General features: G+C 51.9%; 18 protein-coding genes. 13 read left to right on the forward strand and 5 right to left on the reverse strand.

All coding sequences use genetic code 11. The annotated features are described in order from the left end of the window. Nucleotides 1-34 precede the first annotated feature (34 nt). Nucleotides 35-667, forward strand: coding sequence for a hypothetical protein (locus tag F3F96_RS01115; protein ID WP_176961411.1), 633 nt, complete (start codon nt 35-37; stop codon nt 665-667). Nucleotides 668-715: 48 nt separating this feature from the next. On the opposite strand, the gene F3F96_RS01120 is transcribed toward F3F96_RS01115, so the two are convergent. Together F3F96_RS01120 and acnA are read right to left on the reverse strand one after the other, a co-directional pair. After that, a complete protein-coding gene (locus tag F3F96_RS01120) occupies nt 716-1114 on the reverse strand; it encodes a hypothetical protein (protein ID WP_176961412.1) in 399 nt (132 codons plus the stop codon). A 144-nt stretch (nt 1115-1258) separates the two neighbouring features. Next, nucleotides 1259-3913, reverse strand: coding sequence for an aconitate hydratase AcnA (gene acnA / locus F3F96_RS01125; protein ID WP_176961413.1), 2655 nt, complete (start codon nt 3911-3913; stop codon nt 1259-1261). A 143-nt stretch (nt 3914-4056) separates the two neighbouring features. Here acnA and F3F96_RS01130 point away from each other — a divergent pair, with 143 nt between their 5' ends. Then, nucleotides 4057-4599: an NAD(P)H-dependent oxidoreductase gene (locus F3F96_RS01130; RefSeq protein WP_176961414.1), complete on the forward strand. Its 543-nt coding sequence runs from the start codon at nt 4057-4059 to the stop codon at nt 4597-4599. Nucleotides 4600-4892: 293 nt separating this feature from the next. Here F3F96_RS01130 and F3F96_RS01135 read toward each other — a convergent pair whose 3' ends face one another. After that, a complete protein-coding gene (locus tag F3F96_RS01135; RefSeq protein WP_176961415.1) occupies nt 4893-6413 on the reverse strand; it encodes a POTRA domain-containing protein in 1521 nt (506 codons plus the stop codon). Nucleotides 6414-6530: 117 nt separating this feature from the next. Then, nucleotides 6531-7121 carry a histidine phosphatase family protein gene (locus F3F96_RS01140; protein WP_176961416.1) on the reverse strand — a complete coding sequence of 197 codons (591 nt, stop codon included), beginning with the start codon at nt 7119-7121 and terminating at the stop codon, nt 6531-6533. A 126-nt stretch (nt 7122-7247) separates the two neighbouring features. Between F3F96_RS01140 and folE the strand changes: the two genes are divergently transcribed. Then, nucleotides 7248-7850, forward strand: a complete 603-nt coding sequence (folE, locus tag F3F96_RS01145; RefSeq protein ID WP_176961417.1) for a GTP cyclohydrolase I FolE — start codon at nt 7248-7250, stop codon at nt 7848-7850. Between the two features lie 622 nt (nt 7851-8472). Next, nucleotides 8473-9183 (forward strand): tetratricopeptide repeat protein, encoded by a 711-nt coding sequence (locus F3F96_RS01150; protein WP_176961418.1) that lies wholly within the window; start codon nt 8473-8475, stop codon nt 9181-9183. 59 nt (nt 9184-9242) lie between these two features. Here F3F96_RS01150 and F3F96_RS01155 read toward each other — a convergent pair whose 3' ends face one another. After that, entirely contained in the window at nt 9243-10190 is a 948-nt protein-coding gene (locus tag F3F96_RS01155; RefSeq protein WP_176961419.1) for a homoserine kinase, read from the reverse strand. Between the two features lie 162 nt (nt 10191-10352). Here F3F96_RS01155 and F3F96_RS01160 point away from each other — a divergent pair, with 162 nt between their 5' ends. The 9 genes from F3F96_RS01160 (at nt 10353) to hisF (ending at nt 19727) form a co-directional block, all read left to right on the forward strand. Next, nucleotides 10353-12221 carry a diguanylate cyclase gene (locus tag F3F96_RS01160; RefSeq protein ID WP_176961420.1) on the forward strand — a complete coding sequence of 623 codons (1869 nt, stop codon included), beginning with the start codon at nt 10353-10355 and terminating at the stop codon, nt 12219-12221. A 128-nt stretch (nt 12222-12349) separates the two neighbouring features. Next, on the forward strand, nt 12350-13645 hold the full coding sequence (gene murA / locus F3F96_RS01165; RefSeq protein WP_176961421.1) for a UDP-N-acetylglucosamine 1-carboxyvinyltransferase: 1296 nt from the start codon (nt 12350-12352) through the stop codon (nt 13643-13645). Then, nucleotides 13638-14306: an ATP phosphoribosyltransferase gene (gene hisG / locus F3F96_RS01170; RefSeq protein ID WP_176961422.1), complete on the forward strand. Its 669-nt coding sequence runs from the start codon at nt 13638-13640 to the stop codon at nt 14304-14306. The genes murA and hisG overlap by 8 nt, the downstream gene beginning before the upstream one ends. Before the next feature lie 10 nt (nt 14307-14316). Beyond that, nucleotides 14317-15618 carry a histidinol dehydrogenase gene (hisD, locus tag F3F96_RS01175; protein WP_176961423.1) on the forward strand — a complete coding sequence of 434 codons (1302 nt, stop codon included), beginning with the start codon at nt 14317-14319 and terminating at the stop codon, nt 15616-15618. Nucleotides 15619-15766: 148 nt separating this feature from the next. Continuing rightward, entirely contained in the window at nt 15767-16801 is a 1035-nt protein-coding gene (gene hisC, locus F3F96_RS01180) for a histidinol-phosphate transaminase (RefSeq protein WP_176961424.1), read from the forward strand. Beyond that, nucleotides 16798-17385: an imidazoleglycerol-phosphate dehydratase HisB gene (gene hisB, locus F3F96_RS01185; RefSeq protein ID WP_176961425.1), complete on the forward strand. Its 588-nt coding sequence runs from the start codon at nt 16798-16800 to the stop codon at nt 17383-17385. Before hisC ends, hisB begins: the two co-directional genes overlap by 4 nt. Nucleotides 17386-17517: 132 nt before the next feature. Then, nucleotides 17518-18153 carry an imidazole glycerol phosphate synthase subunit HisH gene (hisH, locus tag F3F96_RS01190; protein WP_176961426.1) on the forward strand — a complete coding sequence of 212 codons (636 nt, stop codon included), beginning with the start codon at nt 17518-17520 and terminating at the stop codon, nt 18151-18153. Continuing rightward, nucleotides 18141-18881 carry a 1-(5-phosphoribosyl)-5-[(5-phosphoribosylamino)methylideneamino]imidazole-4-carboxamide isomerase gene (gene hisA / locus F3F96_RS01195; protein ID WP_176961427.1) on the forward strand — a complete coding sequence of 247 codons (741 nt, stop codon included), beginning with the start codon at nt 18141-18143 and terminating at the stop codon, nt 18879-18881. Before hisH ends, hisA begins: the two co-directional genes overlap by 13 nt. A gap of 90 nt (nt 18882-18971) precedes the next feature. Beyond that, a complete protein-coding gene (hisF, locus tag F3F96_RS01200; RefSeq protein WP_176961428.1) occupies nt 18972-19727 on the forward strand; it encodes an imidazole glycerol phosphate synthase subunit HisF in 756 nt (251 codons plus the stop codon). Nucleotides 19728-19799: the final 72 nt, after the last annotated feature.

Raw genomic sequence — 19799 nt, forward strand, 5'->3', positions numbered from 1 at the left:
GCGCGCAGCTCAATATTTCTGCTATGGTTTGCATATGAATGAAACTGTTACAAAAACCTGGTTGTCTCCCTCCAAAGTTCCTTCCGGTGATCGACTTATCCCGTTTATCTCGCGCGAAAAGTCTTTGATGATTCGCTTTCCGGCGATGTTTTCTGCGCGGCTGGTTGAAGACCATATCAACTGGTTAAAAGAGGAGGTGCCGGAGAATTACGAGGTTTTTGATGCAGGCTCCACCACTATGTTTCATCGCATCACCATTATCCAGCTTATCTCCGAAGAGGAGGTGATGGCTGTGGCCGATGATCTGATCGCAGCGGCCAGACGTTTTGCCAAAGATGCTACTCAGCTTGCTTATATGGTTGCTGAAGCCAATGGCATTGAGGCAGATACGCTGGCCAAGCATATGTTTACACTGGAGCAGAGCCCGGATGGCTGGGAGCTCTTTCCGCATGGTAAACATCTTCGCTGCACCGATCTTGAAAGTGGACAGGAGATCGAAATTTCTCTGGCCGGAAACGGTTTCGCCATGCTCGATGCAGAGTTTTTCTGCCGTTATCTGGAGAGCACACCCGATCTGGAGTTGCCCGATACATTCGTAGAGCCGCAAGCTGATATGGCGCGTGCATTTGATATCCTTGAACACAATGGAAAATTCAGAGGCGGCTGATCGATAGCTAGCTAACGGCCTTGTTTAGGGCCGTAAGGCGAGCATCTGCTAAGAAGCGTTGAGTAAGCGAATCTCATCCAGTGACATGTTTTTATCGATTAGCGTTGAGCTGGCATCCAGATCGACCTGTATATCGAACTCCTGATCGAGCATCGCCTCGAGATATTCGTTGTCGATCTCTCTGTCGGTAGTGACAACTTTGACCCCTTTGTCATTACTACCATATCGAGGTGGCAGATAGATCGAACCATTATTGAAATCAACAGCAAATGCGATGAGACCGGGCACAATGAAAAATAGCAGGCCAATACCGTCGGCTACGGCAATTTTAATGTCCACCTCATTGGAGTGGCGCTGCCCGATACGTTCAGGATAAAAGAGCGTGCCGCAGGCGGTAAGGTTGATGATTAGCGCCAGGAGAATGAGTTTGCTTGTGATCTTTTTCATGGCTGCCCTCCCACCGAACAGTTGTTAACTGATAGTTAAGGCCTAAAGAGCAGAATGGTCAAGTCGGAGTTGATTTTCGCCACTATAACAAAGAACCCCGCACCAAGGCGGGGTTCCTGTCGCTACAGTTAAGGTTTCTTCGAATCAGCTGGAAGCGAGTTGACGCAGTACGTAGTGCAGGATGCCGCCGTGCTGGTAGTACTCGACCTCTTTCGGGGTGTCGATGCGGACATCAACGATGAAAGATTTGATCGAACCATCAGCAGCAGTAGCAGTAACACTCAGCTCTTTGGCAGAACCATCGCCAATACCAGAGAAGTCGTAAGACTCCTGACCAGTTAAGCCCAGTGATTCGGCTGATTCGCCTGCTTTGAACTGTAGAGGCAGAATGCCCATGCCAACCAGATTAGAGCGGTGAATGCGCTCATAGGTCTCAGCAATCACAGCCTGTACACCCTGCAGGCGTGGGCCTTTGGCTGCCCAGTCACGTGAGGAGCCGGAACCATACTCTTTACCTGCGAGAATGATGCTGGCTACGCCTTCATCTTTGTACATCATGGCTGCATCATAGATACTCATCTTAAGTCCCGATGGCTGATGCAGGGTTACACCGCCCTCAGTACCCGGCGCCAGTTTGTTACGCAGACGAATGTTGGCGAAGGTGCCGCGCATCATGATCTCATGGTTACCACGACGTGAGCCGTAGGAGTTGAAATCTTTAGCCTCAACACCGCGCTCCTGCAAGAAGCGACCGGCCGGAGAGTCAGCTTTGATCGCACCGGCTGGTGAGATGTGGTCTGTGGTGACCGAATCACCCAGCAGTGCCAGTACACGTGCACCTTTGATATCGCTGATGGTGTCCAGATCGAAGGTCATGCCTTCGAAATATGGCGGATGCTGGATATAGGTGGAATCAGCATCCCATGCAAAACGGTCGCCGGTTGGTGCCTCAAGGTTCTGCCAGTTGGCGTCCCCTGCATAGACGTTGCCATAAGAGGCTTCGAACTGCTCAGCGGTTACACATGATGCGACCACATCGGCCACCTCTTTCTGGGTTGGCCAGATATCTTTCAGGAACACATCATTACCATCACGATCCTGACCAATCGGGTCGTTGTAGAGATCGATATTCATCGTGCCTGCAATGGCGTAAGCCACAACCAGTGGTGGAGATGCGAGATAGTTCATGCGCACTTCGGCATGCACACGACCTTCAAAGTTGCGGTTACCCGAGAGTACGGATGTGACTGCGAGATTACCTTCAGCAATGGCAGCCGATACTTCCGCAGGCAGTGGGCCTGAGTTGCCAATACAGGTGGTGCAGCCGTAACCGACAGTGTTAAAACCGAGTGCATTCAGATCCTGAGAGAGGCCGGCTTTATCGAGATATTCTGTGACCACCTTTGAACCGGGACCCAGTGATGTCTTCACCCAGGGTGCAGCAGTCAGGCCAAGGGCTGCTGCTTTTCTGGCCACTAAGCCAGCACCCAGCATCACTGACGGGTTGGAGGTGTTGGTACAGGAGGTGATGGCAGCGATGACAACTGCGCCGTCATCAATGGTGACCTCTTCGCCGTTGATTACAGTGTTTACAGCTTTGGTGCTGATGCCTGCTTCAGCTTTCACTGCCTCTACAGTTTTCTGGTAGATCGCTTTTGATTCAGTCAGTGCGATACGATCCTGAGGGCGTTTATGACCGGCCAGTGATGGCACCACGGTGGACATATCAAGTGAGAGATTCTCGCTGTAGATCGCTTCAGGGGAGCCCGCTTCGCGGAACATGCCCTGGGCTTTGGCGTAGGCTTCAACCAGTGCGATATTCTCTTCGCTTCTATTGGAGAGACGCAGGTAGTTCAGGGTCTCTTCATCAATCGGGAAGATGCCGCAGGTGGCGCCATATTCAGGTGCCATGTTGGCGATGGTGGCACGATCCGCCAGCGGCAGTGAATCCAGACCTGAACCATGGAACTCAACAAATTTACCAACCACACCGTGGCTGCGCAGCATCTCAACGATAGTCAGCACAAGGTCAGTGGCGGTAGCTCCTTCAGGAATCTCTCCTGTCAGTTTAAAACCGACCACTTTAGGAACCAGCATGGATACCGGCTGACCGAGCATCGCTGCTTCAGCTTCAATACCACCCACGCCCCAGCCCAGTACACCAAGGCCATTGATCATGGTGGTGTGAGAGTCGGTGCCGACCAGTGTGTCGGGATAGGCTACGCCCTCATCATTAACGAATACGGTTCGGGCCAGGAACTCGAGGTTGACCTGATGCACAATGCCGCAGCCCGGAGGGACTGCCTTGAATGTTTCAAAGGCATTTTGTCCCCATTTGAGGAAGTTGTAACGCTCGCGGTTGCGCTGAAACTCAATCTCGGTGTTTTTGGCGGCTGAATCGGCATGGCCGAAGTTATCCACCTGTACAGAGTGGTCGATCACCAGTTCTGCAGGGGCCAGCGGCTCAATCTTGCGGGTATCACCACCAAGGGCTGCCATCGCATCGCGCATGGCAGCCAGATCAACGACGGCAGGTACACCGGTGAAATCCTGCATAAGCACACGCGCAGGCATGTAGGCGATCTCGTGACTGGGTTCAGCTTTCTCATCCCAGTTGGCCAGGAAATTGATATCATCAGCAGTAACATTGATGCCATCTTCGCGGCGCAGTTGGTTTTCCAGCAGCACCTTCATCGAGTAGGGCAGGCGGCTTACATCACCCGCCGCATCCAATCGATAGTAGGTGTAGGCCTTGTCGCCAACCTGTAAAGAACTCTTCGCATCAAAACTATTACTCACTGGGCACTCCTGCTTGCTTGATCACTTTAACTCAAAAAAGAGGCCGCAACCTAGCGCCTGCGACCTGATTTCTAAAGCAGTATGGCTTTTTTTCTGCGGCAGGCAGCAGTAGCGTCGTGCCACTGGCTTTGCGGAGGGGAATAATGGATGTGCTGATTGCCTATCATTCTGACTATGGAAACACGAAAAAGATGGCCGATGCCATTGCTGCAGGCATGAAGGTGGCCAATCCGGCTGTCGCGGCAAAGTTGCAGACGGCAGAGGCGACATCACTTGATGATCTGGTTGCTGCGGATGTGATTGTCTTTGGTGCCCCGGTGCATATGGGATCGATGGCGTGGCAGATGAAAGAGCTGATAGATCGGGCTGGAAAACTCTGGATGGAGGGTGCGCTGGAAGGCAAGGTCGGCGGCGTGTTTGCTACCGGTGGCGGTTTCGGAGGTGCCGGTGGTGGTGTTGAGACAACGATGATCGCGCTGCACTCCAACTTTATGGAGCACGGACTGATTACGGTCGGTTTCCCTAAATCGCTACCCGGTTATGCCGATGGCGGATTGCAGTGGGGGCCATACGGCCGCAGTGGTAATCACGAAGGAATGCCGGGCTCGGTCTCAGAAGGTGCACTGGCTGCGGCGCGCAGCTACGGCGCGCATCTGGCTGAAGTGGCGGAGAAGTTTCTCGATTAAAGTATCTTTCAGTCAATCTTTAGACACAGATTGACGCAGATAAACACAGATAAACACAGATAAACACAGATAAACACAGATAAACACAGATAAACACAGATAAACACAGATAAACACAGATAAACACAGATAAACACTTTCTTTGTAGTTCGCTACTGGATCAGGAACAGTTTTCCGAATGTTGGCAAGGCATGTTCAAAACTATTCAGAATCTGCGTTCACAAGGTGAATTGCGCTGGCGCAAGAGAGGGTGCCTTGGGGCATTTGCGTCAATTTCTGGTTTCAATGGTTGATCAACGTTTTGCCTCATAGATGCGCACGGGGATCGCCTCACCGAAGATTCTGGCAGGCATGCCGACAGCCACCATTCTGCGGCCTTTGTTGCGATAGAGCTGGCTGATCTGCTGTTTGGCATCGACCAGATCGGCATAGGATTTTCCTGCGCCGATATAGGGCTGTAAGCGTTTCTGGATCGCCTCTGTGGTCACCAGAGAATTGCCGTAAACCTCAAAGCTGCTGATGTTGAATGTGCCCTGTTGTGCATCCAGAATCGGGGTGACTGCCACCTCTTCAGCCGCGGCTTCTTTGACTGCCTCGGCTTTGGCCGCCGCAGCTTTAGCTTTCTCAGCTTTGACCTTCTCAATCTTAGCTCTGGCAGCGTTAGCCTTCTCCGCTTTGGCGTGAGCGATGTTCACGGCTGCTCTCTCTTTGGCTTTTTCCATTTTAGGGGTAGCTGCTTTCGCTGTGGTTGCGGTAGCTTTCAACTCAGGCTTGGCCGCGCTCTTGGCTACAGTGTTTGCCTTCTCAATAGGTGCAGTCGTTTCCACTACTGTGTCAGCAGGTTTAACTTTTGGTGATGGACTGCTTGCAACGATTACCTCTTTAGCATCGTTGTTTACTACTGTCTCTGGTGTGGCCTTCTGCGTGATTGGCTCTTTAATCTCGGCAGCAGCTGTTTCAGCTGACTCGTTGGCTGCTAAGAGGTTCTCAACGGTTGCTGTGCTTTCCGGCATATCTGCTGGTGCGGCACTTTCTGCTTCTACTGTGAGTTCAGGCTCTGGCTCAGGGAGCACAACAACGGCTGGTTTTTCAACCGGGTCCAGCTTGATGGCGTAGGTTTGAGGTCCTGTAGCTGCCTTGGCTTTGGCTGCTTTGGCGGCCGGGGCAGGCTCAGCTGGAGGTGCGGTTGCAGCCAGATCTTCGGGCGCAGCCTGTTGTTGGTGATCTGGTTGAACAACGGCCTGTTGCGGGTAGGCATCAATATCATCTTCAAAAATTTTGACCATGACTGTGCCAGCTTCACCGGTTGTGGGGATGGCAACGGCCACGCCATCCAGATCATGGCTGCGATAGAGTTTGATAATTGCATAGCGGATACTGAACAGGTCATCTCGGGATCTGCTCTCGCCAACAAATTTTTGCAGATTTTTTTCAATAGTTTCGACTGGTAACAGTAGGTTACCCTCAATTTCAAAGGTTGCGATGGTGAAGCTGTCGTCAACCGGCTCCTCTTCTGCTGTGATTGCACCAGCTTCTAATGTGGCTGTTTCCGTCGCTTCAGGCTGTGGTTCCATTGGGCTCGCAGCCATTGGCAGGGGCTCGGTTGCTTCGGCTGTATCCGGAGTGATGGCCTGATCTGTGGGTGTTTCAGTTGTTGCGCTGACCTTGTCCTCAGTCGGAACGGTTTCCGGTTGCACCTGTGTCATGGTTTCAGACATTGGCATATCAGGTTCATCAGTTTCAGCGGCCTGCACACTGAAGGGCAGGCTAAGGCTAAGCAGGGCGGGGATCATGCGATGCAGTAAGCTGTTCATAGTTCACTCTCCGGTTGGCACCATCTCCCATATTGGCAGCGGTGTCGGTTCAATCATCAGTGCGAAATTGTCTCTTGTCTGCTCTTAAATTCCGTGTTTGGGGTCACGTTCGTCGCTTCAGTAGATTTCACGATTGTGAAAGATTAGTTGTGAACTGCCATTATCGTGGCTGATGCGACTCCAGCAGCAGTAGGGCATGGCCAGATGGCGGGTGGTGGCGATGGGGGCATTCAGGGCGTGAGCGATCAGCATGCGCATGCTGCCGGAGTGGGTGACCAGCAGCAGCTGTTTGCCATCATGGCTTTGGCAAACTTCAGACCACCACTCATTGAGACGGGCCAGCAGCTCTTCGGGTGATTCGCCGCCGGGCGGGCGCATGCCCTGGGGATTGTCGCGCCACCGCGCAAGCATGTCGGGGTACTTAGCTTGCAGCTGCGGGATGGTTTTACCCTCCCACTCACCGTAATGAATCTCAGCGACGCGTGGTTCGATGATGCATTCAATGTCCGCTATTTCAGCCCACTGTCTGGCGGGTTCTGCACAGCGGATCAGGGGTGAGGTGATGATGGCATCTACCTCTCTCTGCAGATGAGACCAGATGCTATCCATGCTGCTTCGGCCGTTAGGCGTGAGTGGGTCATCCGCCCGACCTCGATATTTGACGCCACCTTCAAGAGCTCCGTGGCGAAGTATATTCATTGTAAGCATTGGCTCTCCATCTATACCAATAGTTCAATTGCGGGCTAAAAAACGACATCCATGTGGTTTTTCAGTTCTGCATTACCCTATAATGCGCTATGGTGCCCCGCAGAACGAGAAAAGGAAGGATGTGCTGTGAGTGATGATTTCGACCTGAATGACCCGACCAATATCGAAGGCATGCAACATGTGCGTGGCCTGCTTGAATATATCGGTGAAGATGTGAATCGCGAAGGTCTTCTGGAGACTCCGGCACGTGTGCTGGCCGCAATGCATGAACATTTCTCAGGTTACAAGGAAGATCCACGCGAACATCTGGAGAAGACCTTTGAAGAGGTTGAAGGTTACGATGAGGTGGTTCTGGTCTCCGATATCGCTGTGCACAGCCACTGCGAACATCACATGGTGCCATTCGTAGGCAAGGCGCATGTTGCTTACATTCCGCGCGGCCGTGTGGTTGGTCTTTCCAAGCTTGCCCGCGTGGTTGAAGGTTACTCCAAACGTCTGCAGGTGCAGGAGAAGCTGACCATGCAGATCGCCAATGCCATTGAAGAGGTGCTCGATCCCAAAGGTGTGGCGGTAATCATCCAGTGCCAGCACTTCTGCATGTGCCATCGCGGTGTTCATAAACCGAACTCATGGACTACCACCTCCAAACTTACCGGCGCATTCATGAACAACCCGTCCTCACGCCTTGAGCTTTTCCAGCTTATCGGCATGAATAAATCCGAGGCTTAATTCCTTAGCTGTCGTTTAAAAGCGTTATGAAGTGAGCCACTGGAATAAAAATACAGCTCCGGTGATCAGGCTGAGACAGATCACACAGGCCACCAGAAGTTTAAGCGCCATGGTTTTATCCATCAAAATCCCCGCTCATCAATAAAATTGAATGTCCGCTTTGGAAAGCAGTCATTTAGAACCTTCCTTTTTATGGACTATAAACTCACCCTTTATTAGCTGTTTTATGCTATCATAGTCTGGACTAAGAATGATCATCGGCAATAGCAACAAGCGCACATATATTGGTAAATCATTCCAGTTCATGGTCATAAAAATAAACATCCCAAACCAAAGAATTATATAAATCCATGCGAAGGCAATTATTTTTTCCTCTCGAGTGTTGATGCTTAAAGAACGCATAAACTTTCGAAATAGCACTATTCAAACCTCCCCCTTGAAGGATAACTGCGACCTAAGCTCTCAATGTCCGCTTTGAAAGCAGACACTCAATCGTCTTATAATTTCTGATTGTAGACGGAATTGGCGAATACCCCAAATATAGTCTACGATCAGCTAATGAATCGAATGACTGCAACCGACCCAAAGCGGACATTCAGAACTTAGAGGGAATGCGTTTATAATGAACTTAGTTAAATTGATTTCTACTTTGACAATAGTGTTGTGCTGTTTTGCTTTTGAAAGCCTAGCGGACCCTTTGCAATCCAAATTTAATTTATTTGAGCTTACAAAGCTTGCTAAGGCAGGCGATGTAAAGGCTCAGTTTAGACTTGGTAGCGCATATGATACTGGCACAGGGGTTAGAAGGAGTCGAAATAAGGCAGAGAAATGGTACCGAATGGCTGCAGAAAGTGGGTATGCAGAAGCCCAAAATAGTCTAGGCAGTGGTTATCAAGCAGAAGAAATGTATCAAGAGGCCTTCTATTGGTACGAGAAGGCTGCAAAGCAGAACCATTCTGTGGCCATTGGAAATCTAGGGTATCTATATGACCTTGGTTTAGGAGTTCCACAAGATCGCCAAAAAGGGTATGAGTTATACCTTAGATCTGCTGAGTTAGGATGGGCACAGTCTATGTTTAACATTGGGCAAATGCTTGGCTCAGGACAGCTTGGAAAAACAGATTTAATGAGCGGCTGTGTGTGGACAATTCGAGCGTTAAAATACTCTGATCATAAAAATACAAAACTGAGTTCAAATTATACTTATGATAAAAAGCTAAAGGAACAGGCTTCAGCAACTGTTAATTACTGTAAAAATACATTGTCATTAGATGAGTACAGAAAAGCTGAAAAAGTAGCTAATTCTTGGTCCCCATCATTTATAGATGATTGAGGCAACTCGATATTGAATGTCCACTTTTGGCCGTTAGCAGCCATTGAGCTTAGCTCGGATTAATCAGCGTGACGATGGAAGAGAAGTTTGTTGCGGTACTCTTCCGGGTCTTTGGTCTGGGTCATGGCACCGCCACGTGGGAAGAGGGCGTCATAGAGGCGTGAAACCCAGAAACGCAGTGCACCGAGCCTGAGCAGTAGCGGTAGTGCTTCGGACTCCTCCTCCTGCAGTGGGCGCAGGGATTCATAACCGGCCATAAATGCTTTGATACGAGACTCATCCTGATCAGAGAGTTGAACAGCCTGGGCATTGAGGGTGATGGCAATATCCATCGCATATGGGGCTGTGTGGGCGTAGTAGAAGTCGATAATGCCGGAGGCTTTGTTGCCTTCAAAGAGGATGTTGTCCACGAACAGATCGCCGTGAATCACGCCTGAGGGAAGCGAGTCCCAAGCGCAGGACTGCTGAAAATCGAGTTCATCCTGCAGAAGCTGTGCGGCATCTGCGCCGTAAGTCTCACGCGTGCCGTCCACAACTGCTGCGATATGCTCATCCAGCCATGCCATGCCGGTTGGATTGTCGCGTGATTCGTCAAAATCACCACCTGCCAGATGCAGTTGTGCCAGTGCGCGACCTGAAGAGGTGAGCTGCTCTTCATTCAGTTCATCGAGTGTGCGGCCTGAAAGACATGAGACAATACAGCCCTGCTTGCCGTGAACCTCGAAGAGCAGTGAGCCATCGTTGCGCTGCATCACATCCGGGCATGCCAGCTCATTATGGGCCAGATGACGCATCAGACGCATGAAATATGGGAGTTCTGTCGCATCCATGCGCTCAAATATCGTTAGTACAAAACGGGCGGCGTTGTCGTGGTCTTTGGTGGTTACGAAAAAGTTGCTGTTCTCAATGCCGGCAGCAATGCCTTCAAAACTGGCCAGTTCGCCCAGGCTGTAGCCGGCGAGGATGGCGGAGATATCGGATGCGGAGAGTTCTGTGTAGACGGACATGGGCGGGAATCCTAGCGGATGGCCGGAGCAAAAGTCATCTGCTCTTGTGAACACCCATAAATAAAACGCGTCTTTGGCATGCAAATTGCGTCATGTTGTGCCTGTTGTTGCATTAAAGTGGCAGTAAAGGTTTAACGGTCATGAATTGAGGGGTTGGATAGTATGACATTACGAAAGAAAAGTTTCTGGTTCACAACCATTATCTCATTTGTACTGATTGTGCTCTTCTCTGTTGTTACGATTAAATCATTTAACTATTTCAGTCTGAATACCATTCGCGAGCAGGGGCGCATGGCTGCGGATATGTTGCGCATTACGCTGACTGAGCAGATGCGTACCGGTGTGATCAGTGAGCGTGAGATGCTGGTTAAACGCATGAGTACGATTCCCGGTCTGGTTGATGTGCGCGTCTTGCGCGGTGAGCCGGTAATTCACCAGTTCGGCCCCGGTAAAGATGGTGAGAAGCCCAAACTCGATATGGAGAAGCGGGTGTTGGCAACAGGTACGTGGGAAGAGGAAGTTGTTCATTTCAATGATTCATCCACCTATCGCATTACTATCCCTTATATCGCCACCAGCACCGGCGAGCTGAACTGTTTGAAGTGCCATGATGTGCCGGAGGGCAGTATCAATGGTGCGGTCACACTCGGTTTCTCACTGGAGGAGCTGGAGAAATCTGAGCTGTTTGCGATCGCTCCGATTGTGGTGTTTTTGCTGATGTTTGCCCTCTCGCTCGGTTATTTTCTTAAGCGGCTGTTCACCCCTATTGTGGATACAGCCGAGAGCCTGAAAAATGTTGTAGGCAGCGCCCAAGAGGGTGATTTTACGGGGCGGATAAGTTCTACTACCAGTGATGAGATCGGTGAGATTGCCCATCAAACGAATAGTTTGATGGATACGCTTGAGCAGAGCATGGGTAAAATTTCTACCTCTATCGGCTCACTCGGTGATTTCAGCCAGCAGAGTAGTGGCCAGAATCTGTTGACCCATACCGTACATGTGGTTGATGAGATGGTGGGTGCTGCGCGCTTTAAGCAGGCCGTGGAGAATGATCTCGATCTGGAAGAGATATTCATCCGCATTCGCCGTGTGATGAGTGACCACTTTGGCCTGCGGCGTTTTACCCTCTATCGTATTGAGGGTGACAATCAGATGATGATTCCTGTCTTTGTAGAGGGTGTGGATCGCGATGGTGAACTCTGGTGTGATCAGGAGATCCTGGCCTGTTCAGAGTCATGCCGGGCCAAGCGCACCGCAGCCTGTGTCTCCAGCATTGACTCGCCATATATTTGCACCCGTTACGCAGGTGGTGCCAGAGGTGGCGATGATTTTGTGCATGTCTGTATTCCGATGATGCTCTCAGGGCGTGTTGGCGGCGTGTTGCAGCTGGTGCTTTCAGATGAGGAGTTAAAGAAGCATCCTGATATTGAGCAGACAGCAAGCATCTATCTCAATGAGGCGGCACCTGTAATCGAAGCGCGCCAGTTGATGCAGTCGCTCAAAGATACCGCCATGCGTGATCCGATGACCGGCCTCTACAATCGCCGTTTCCTTGAGGATTATATTGATACTCTGGCGGCCAATACTGTACGTCAGGGTACAACGCTGGGCGTGTTGATGGTGGATGTTGATTTCTTTAAGCAGGTTAACGATACCTATGGCCATGATGTTGGCGATCAGGTGATTATCGGATTGGCTGGTTTACTCAAAGAGAGTGTGCGTACCTCTGATATGGCGATCCGTTTCGGTGGTGAAGAGTTCATGGTGCTGCTGCCCGGTACGGATGAGAAAGGGTGCATGGAGCTGGCTGAGAAAATACGCAAGAGTATGGAGAGTACAAAGTTCCAGACGCCGCAGGGGCCGCTGACCAAAACACTTTCTGTTGGTGTTGCACTCTTTCCCGGAGATGGCGAGGGCTTCTGGGATATTGTGAAATATGCCGATTTGGCGCTCTATCAGGCTAAAGAGCAGGGGCGCAATCGTACGCTGATGTATGATGCCTCAATGCAGGTTGAAAACGGCGAGTCGTGATCTGATTTGGCTGCGGCAAGTTAATCCGTAGCCCGCTTTGTCTGGCGCGTAGAAATGCAGTGTTTCTAAGCATTGTTCCCATGCTGTAGAGCGGCTAGCGTTCGCCTCCTTTATGACACGGGAATTATATGGATAAAATTATCATTCAGGGTGGCAATGTGCTGTCCGGAACTATCGAAGCCAGCGGCGCTAAAAATGCAGCGCTGCCACTTCTTGCCGCCTCGATTCTTGTTGACGGCCCGGTGACCTATCACCGCATTCCACATCTGAAGGATATCTCGACGATGATGACGCTGCTGGCATGGCAGGGTGCTGAGGTCTCTTATGATGACCAGTACTGCCTGCATGTTGATACGCGTCCGGCCACCAAATCCGAGGCACCCTATGAGCTGGTGAAAACCATGCGTGCATCATCGCTGGTACTCGGGCCGCTACTGGCCCGTTTTGGTGAAGCCAGAGTGAGTCTGCCCGGTGGTTGTGCCATTGGTGCGCGCCCGATCGATATGCATCTGAAAGGGCTAGAGGCGATGGGTGCGGAGATTGAGGTGGAGCAGGGTGACATTATTGCCCGTGCACCCAACGGTCTATCCGGTGCCTATATTCTGTTTGATCAGGTGACTGTCACAGGTACTGAGAATCTGATGATGGCAGCTGTGCTAGCCAAGGGTACAACCGTTCTCGATAACGCAGCGAGAGAGCCGGAGATTGTTAATCTGGCCGACTCCCTGCGCGGCCTTGGTGCTAAAATCGAGGGTGATGGTGGCAATACCATTACCATCGAAGGCGTAGCGCGACTGGAAGGTGGTGAGATGATCACCATTGCTGACCGCATTGAGATTGCCACCTATCTGGCGGCAGGTCTGATTACTGGTGGCGATGTGACTGTGACCGGTGCAGATGCCTCTATGCTTGAAGCATTCCTGGCCCGCGTTCGTGATGCTGGCGGCCTTGTGGAGACGGGTGACGATTTCATCCGCTGCAAAGCAAATGGACGCCTGAAAGCTGTGGATATTCATACCCTGCCGCATCCCGGTTTTCCGACCGATCTGCAGGCTCAGTTTATGGCTCTGATGACGCTGGCTGATGGTACAAGTGTGGTGCGTGAGACGATCTTCGAGAACCGCTTTATGCATGTACAGGAGCTGGCCCGAATGGGAGCGAAGATCAGACTTGATGGCAATATGGCGATCGTCACCGGACGTGAAAAGATCTCCGGTGCACCGGTGATGGCAACCGATCTGCGCGCCTCTGCATCACTGGTGCTGGCAGGGCTGGCCGCTGAAGGTGAAACCACCATATCCCGCGTCTACCATATTGATCGCGGTTATGAACGAATTGAAGAGAAGCTGAGCAAGCTTGGCGCTCAGATTGAGCGGCACAGCGCCAGTGAAAACTGGATGCAGGGAGCACGACCGGATGCCTGATACACGACCACTGACGATTGCCCTTTCCAAGGGGCGTATTCTGGAGCAGACACTGCCGCTTCTTGAGGCTGCCGGACTGACACCACATGAGGATGTGCAGAAGACCCGCAAGCTGATGGTGGACGGAGATGTGGATGGCAAAGCTGTTCGCTTCCTGATTATCCGTGCTGCTGATGTCTGCACCTATGTGGAGCAGGGGGCTGCCGATATCGGTGTGGCCGGACGCGATTCACTGCTGGAGTATCGTCCGCATGTCTACGAGCCGCTTGATCTGGGCATCGGTCGCTGTCGCCTCTGTGTCTGTGGCCCGAAAGCGTTGGTGGAGGCGGGGCCTGCTGAGCGTGGTAGCCGTATTCGCGTAGCCACCAAATATGATCAACTGGCGATTGAGTACTTTCAGTCGCAGGGCGTGCAGGCGGAGATCATTCATCTCTACGGCTCAATGGAGCTGGCACCGCTGGTTGGCATGGCAGAGCGCATTGTTGATCTGGTGGAGACCGGTAGCACCTTAAAGGCCAACGGACTGGTGGAGGAGATCACCCTGTGTGATATCTCCAGTCGCCTGATTGTTAATCCGGCCAGCTTTGCCACGCGCAAATCACAGATTCAACCAATTATTGAGAAGCTGCGTTTAGCAGTGGAAGTAAGAGATAAAGGATAAGGGAACAGATATGAGCAACATTCTACGACTCGATTCTCAGCAGGAGGATTTTTCAGCCAGGCTGGATGCCCTGCTTTCACGCGAGGCTGATACCGGCGCCGATGTGCAGGATCTGGTGGCGGGTATTCTTGCCGATGTTAAACAGCGTGGTAACGCTGCACTGTGTGATTATACCGAGCGCTTTGATGGCTGGGCATGCACAGGTGAAACCATTGAGATTAGCCGCGCACGTATGCAAGAGGCGTGGAATGCCGTATCGGATATGGATCGTGAATCACTGCAACTGGCGACGGATCGTATCCGCGCCTACCACGAGAAGCAGCATCAGGATGACTGGGAGTATACCGACGAGGTCGGCATGACCCTCGGTCAGCGCATTACCCCACTTGATCGTGTAGGTCTTTATGTGCCCGGCGGCAAGGCAGCTTACCCATCATCGGTGTTGATGAATGCCGTGCCTGCCGTGGTGGCCGGTGTGAAAGAGATTGTCATGGTGGTGCCAACACCGGGTGGCGAGATCAATGAACTGGTACTGGCAGCAGCCTATGTCTCCGGTGTGCAGCGCGGCTTTGCGGTTGGTGGTGCTCAGGCAGTGGCCGCATTGGCTTATGGTACAGAGACTATTCCGGCTGTGGACAAGATTGTTGGTCCGGGCAATAAGTTTGTGGCAGCAGCCAAACGTCAGGTGTTCGGCACCTGTGGTATCGATATGATTGCCGGCCCTTCTGAGATCGTGGTGGTGGCTGATGGTGGTAATCCATCCTGGATTGCAGCTGATTTCCTCTCGCAGGCAGAACATGATGAGGCGGCACAGAGCATCCTGATCTCCACTGATGCACATCTGTTGACGCAGGTGGCACAATCGATTGAGGCGCATCTACAGGTATTGCCACGTGCCAAAATCGCACGAGCCTCTGTTGAAACGCACGGTGCTTTGATTCTGGTTAAGGATTGGGCTGAGGCTGCGGATGTGGTCAATGTCATTGCGCCGGAACATCTGGAGCTGGCACTGGAGAATCCTGATGAGATTCTTCCAAGCATCAGACATGCCGGTGCCATCTTTATCGGCCACTTTGTGCCCGAAGCGTTGGGTGATTATATTGCAGGTCCGAATCATGTCTTACCGACCAACCGTACAGCTCGCTTCTCAAGCCCGCTGGGTCTATATGACTTTCAGAAACGCAGCAGTGTAATTCGCGCCACCCGTGCGGCTGTCGAAGCGATTGGTCCGGCTGCTGCTCACCTTGCTCATCGCGAAGGATTGCAGGCGCATGCCCTGACCCTCGAGCTGCGCCTGAAAGACAAAGGGTAATGATGTTGCCAACTAAACAACGGAGTGCAACCTCCGCACACGGACGTGCGGCGGGCAAACGAAGTACGCCCGTAAGCGAAGCAAAACCACGCTTTTGCGCAGTGATCAAAAGTGAGGGGCAGGATGCTCCCGAACGGATCAATAAATCATGATAAGAGGCGACATCAAAGCGCTGTCGGCATATCACGTGCCTGATAGCAGCGGCATGATCAAACTTGATGCCATGGAGAATCCGTTTTCCATGCCGGATGATCTGCGCAAAAAATGGGCCAGGCGACTGGCAGCGGTGGATGTGAATCGCTATCCGGATGCTGATATGCTCGCGCTGCGTACAAAGATCGCCAAACATGAGGGCGTGGAGCCTGAGCAGGTACTGCTCGGCAACGGTTCGGATGAGATCATCCAGATGATCCTGATTGCTACGGTGCCTGGAACCTGCGTGGTGCCCGGTCCAACATTTGTGATGTATAATCTGGTGTCGCAGTGGTTGAAACGACCTGTAGCAACCGTGCCTCTGGCGGAAGATTTCACCATGAAAGAGGAACATTTCCTGCAGGTCTGTGCACGTGAAAAGGCTGAAGTGGCCTTTCTGGCATGCCCGAACAATCCAACCGGCAACCTGTGGCGCCAGGAGCGGGTTGAGAAAATCGCCAGAGGTATGGGCGGTATGCTGGTCATTGATGAGGCTTATGGCCCCTTCTCTGAACGTACGCACAACTACCTGATCGCACCCAATGTCATGGTTCTGAAAACCTTCTCCAAGGTGGGCTGGGCTGGCCTTCGCATGGGTTATCTTCTCGGTGATGCAGAGGTGATTGCGCAGCTGAATAAGGTGCGTATGCCCTATAATATCAATTCGCTGACACAGGCTTCAGCAGATTTCCTGCTTGATCACTTTGAGGTATTCGAGGCTCAGGTGGCAGAGCTGCGCGATGAGCGTGAACGCATGGCGACAGCACTGGCTGAGTTTGATGGCATTGAAGTCTTTCCATCACAGGCGAATTTCCTGCTGGTCAGGGTGAATGATGCAATGCATGTGTTTGAAGCGCTCAAGAAATCGGGAATTTTAATTAAGAATATGCACGGCTCTGATAGACTTCTGGTCAACTGCCTGCGTATCACCATTGGCAGCAGAGATGAAAACAGTGCCCTACTGGCGGCACTCCGGGAGATTCAGTTATGAGTCGCAATGCATCGATAGAACGTTCAACCAAAGAGACCTCGATCAGGTTGAGTCTTGATCTGGATGGCACAGGCAAGGCTGAGCTGAACTCATCAATTCCGTTTCTTGATCACATGCTTGAGCAGATCGCCCGTCATGGTCTGATTGATCTGAGTGTGGATGCTAAAGGCGATCGCGAGATTGATGATCATCACACGGTGGAAGATATCGGTATCTGCCTCGGTGAAGCGCTGCGCGATGCGATTGGTGATAAAGCCGGTATCATTCGTTATGGCCATGCCTATGTGCCATTGGATGAGGCGCTTTCACGTGTTGTACTCGACTTCTCCGGTCGTCCGGGTCTGGATTACCATATCGATTTCCCTAAAGAGACAGTGGGTGGCTTTGATATCGATCTGTTCAAAGAGTTTTTCCAGGCTGTGAGTAATCATGGCCGCATTACGCTGCACATTGATGCAATTCGTGGTGACAATAACCACCATATTATTGAAACAGTATTCAAGGCATTCGGTCGTGCGCTGCGTATGGCAGTAGAATCGGATCCGCGCCAGAGCGGAATTCCGAGTACCAAGGGCGCTCTTTAGTAACAGCATGTCCATAACACAAATCCTCTCCATCCATGGAGGGGTGGCGGGCGAATGCAATGAGTCCGTGAACGTAGCAAAACCGCGCTTTTGCGAAGTGTCAAAAGGCGGAAGGCAGGAGCCTGTAGCCGAATGAAAAAAACCGGACTTATTAATTATGGAATGGGCAATCTGCACTCGGTGGCCAAGGCGCTGGAGAAGGCGGGTGGTGAGGTTGAGCTGGTCTCTGATGCCGCTTCACTGAAAAACTATGATCGCATTGTGCTGCCCGGTGTCGGCGCTTTTCGTGACTGTGTTGCTGCCCTGAAAGAGAGTGGCATGGATGTTGCCATCAAAAATGAGATCGCTGCAGGCAAACCATTTCTGGGCATCTGCCTCGGCATGCAGGTGTTGATGGATCACTCACTTGAGTTCGGCCGCCATAAGGGACTTGGCTTGATTGCCGGTGCCGTCAGCCCTTTTCCCGCAGATCATGCCGAGCGTGGTTATAAAATCCCGCACATGGGCTGGAATGATGTCATCTTCTCATCAGAGAAACCGCAGCATCCGGTGCTGGCACCGCTGGCAGGCAAACAGGTCTATTATGTTCACTCCTACTGCTGCATGCCTGAAAATCCTGATCATCTATTGGCCGCCTGCTCCTATGGCGACTACCCGTTTGCTGCCGCAGTGGGTCGCGACAATATCGTGGCAGTGCAGTTTCACCCCGAAAAAAGCCAGAGCGCAGGCCTGGCACTGATGGAGGCATTCCTGCAATGGAATCCGTAAATGTATTTGAACTAATCCCCGCAATCGATCTGAAAGATGGGCACTGCGTACGTCTGAAACAGGGGCGCATGGATGATGCAACCGTCTATGGTGATGATCCGGGTGCGATGGCTGCGCACTGGCAGTCTCTCGGCGCCAAGCGGTTGCATGTGGTAGATCTTGATGGTGCTTTTGCCGGCAAGCCGGCCAACCGTGAAGCGATTCGTGCAATTTGCGCCGAGATGCATATTCCGGTTCAGCTCGGTGGTGGCTTGCGTGATCTGGCTATGATTGAAGGGACACTGAATCTCGGTGTCGATCGTGTGATCCTGGGCTCTATTGCCGTGGCCAACCCATCACTGGTGGAGGAGGCGTGCAAGGCGTTCCCCGGTCAGGTCTGTGTCGGTATTGATGCCAAAGGTGGCATGGTGGCTGTGCACGGTTGGGATGATGTTACTGATGTCACGGCTGTTGATCTGGCGCTCAAGTTTGAAGATGCCGGTGTCTCATCGATTATTTATACCGATATTGCTCGCGATGGCATGATGACCGGCCCGAACATTGAGGAGACGGTAAACCTGGCCAAGGCGATCTCGATTCCGGTGATTGTATCCGGCGGCGTGTCCAAAATGGATGATGTGACTGCCTGTGCCAAACATGTGGACGATGGTATCTGTGGCGCAATCACCGGCCGTGCCATCTATGAGAACACCATCGACTTCGCTGAAGCGATGAGGATTTTGAAATGAAAAACATGAACCGCAAAGGACGCAAAGGTACGCAAAGTTTTTTTGCTGATTATTCCTTTGCGCTTCTTTGCGTCCTTCGCGGTGAAAAAAATGCTGAGTAAAAGAATAATTCCCTGTTTGGATGTGGCGCACGGGCGTGTGGTTAAAGGCGTGCAGTTTGTAGATATTATCGATGCCGGTGATCCGGTTGAGGCTGCCATTAAATATGATCAGCAGGGTGCTGATGAGCTGACCTTCCTTGATATTCGTGCCAGCCATGAGAGCCGCGATACGCTCTACCATATGGTTACCGAGGTGGCCGAACATGTATTTATGCCGCTCACTGTTGGCGGTGGTGTGAAGGCCCTCTCCGATATTGAGAATCTTCTGCATGCCGGTGCCGATAAGGTCTCGATCAACACTGCCGCGATCTTCACCCCCGAACTGGTCAAAGAGGCTGCCGAGCGCTTCGGATCGTCAACGATTGTTGTGGCCGTGGATGCCAAAAGCGTGGATGACCACTGGGAGTGTTTTACCCACGGCGGCAGAAAACCGACCGGTATCAATGCCGTGGAGTGGGCGAAGCGTATGTCTGACTACGGTGCAGGCGAGATTCTTCTCACCAGTATGGATGCTGACGGCACCAAAAACGGTTATGACATCCCGCTCACGCGTGCGGTCTCTGATGCGATCAGTGCTAACGTGGTGGCATCCGGTGGTGTGGGCACACTCGAGCATATGGCTGAAGGTCTGAAGGCTGGTGGTGCTGATGCGGTGCTCGCCGCCTCTATCTTCCATTTCGGCACATTCACGATTGCCGAAACAAAGGAATATCTGGCCAAACAGGGGATTCCTGTCCGCAATTGATTCATGGCATGATTCATGCTCTATTGATGAACATTTACCGGAGAGGCATACATCTGAGCTGATGTGGCTATT

Origin of the sequence: Mariprofundus sp. NF (genome assembly GCF_013387455.1) — a bacterium.
Taxonomy (GTDB): Bacteria; Pseudomonadota; Zetaproteobacteria; order Mariprofundales; family Mariprofundaceae; genus Mariprofundus.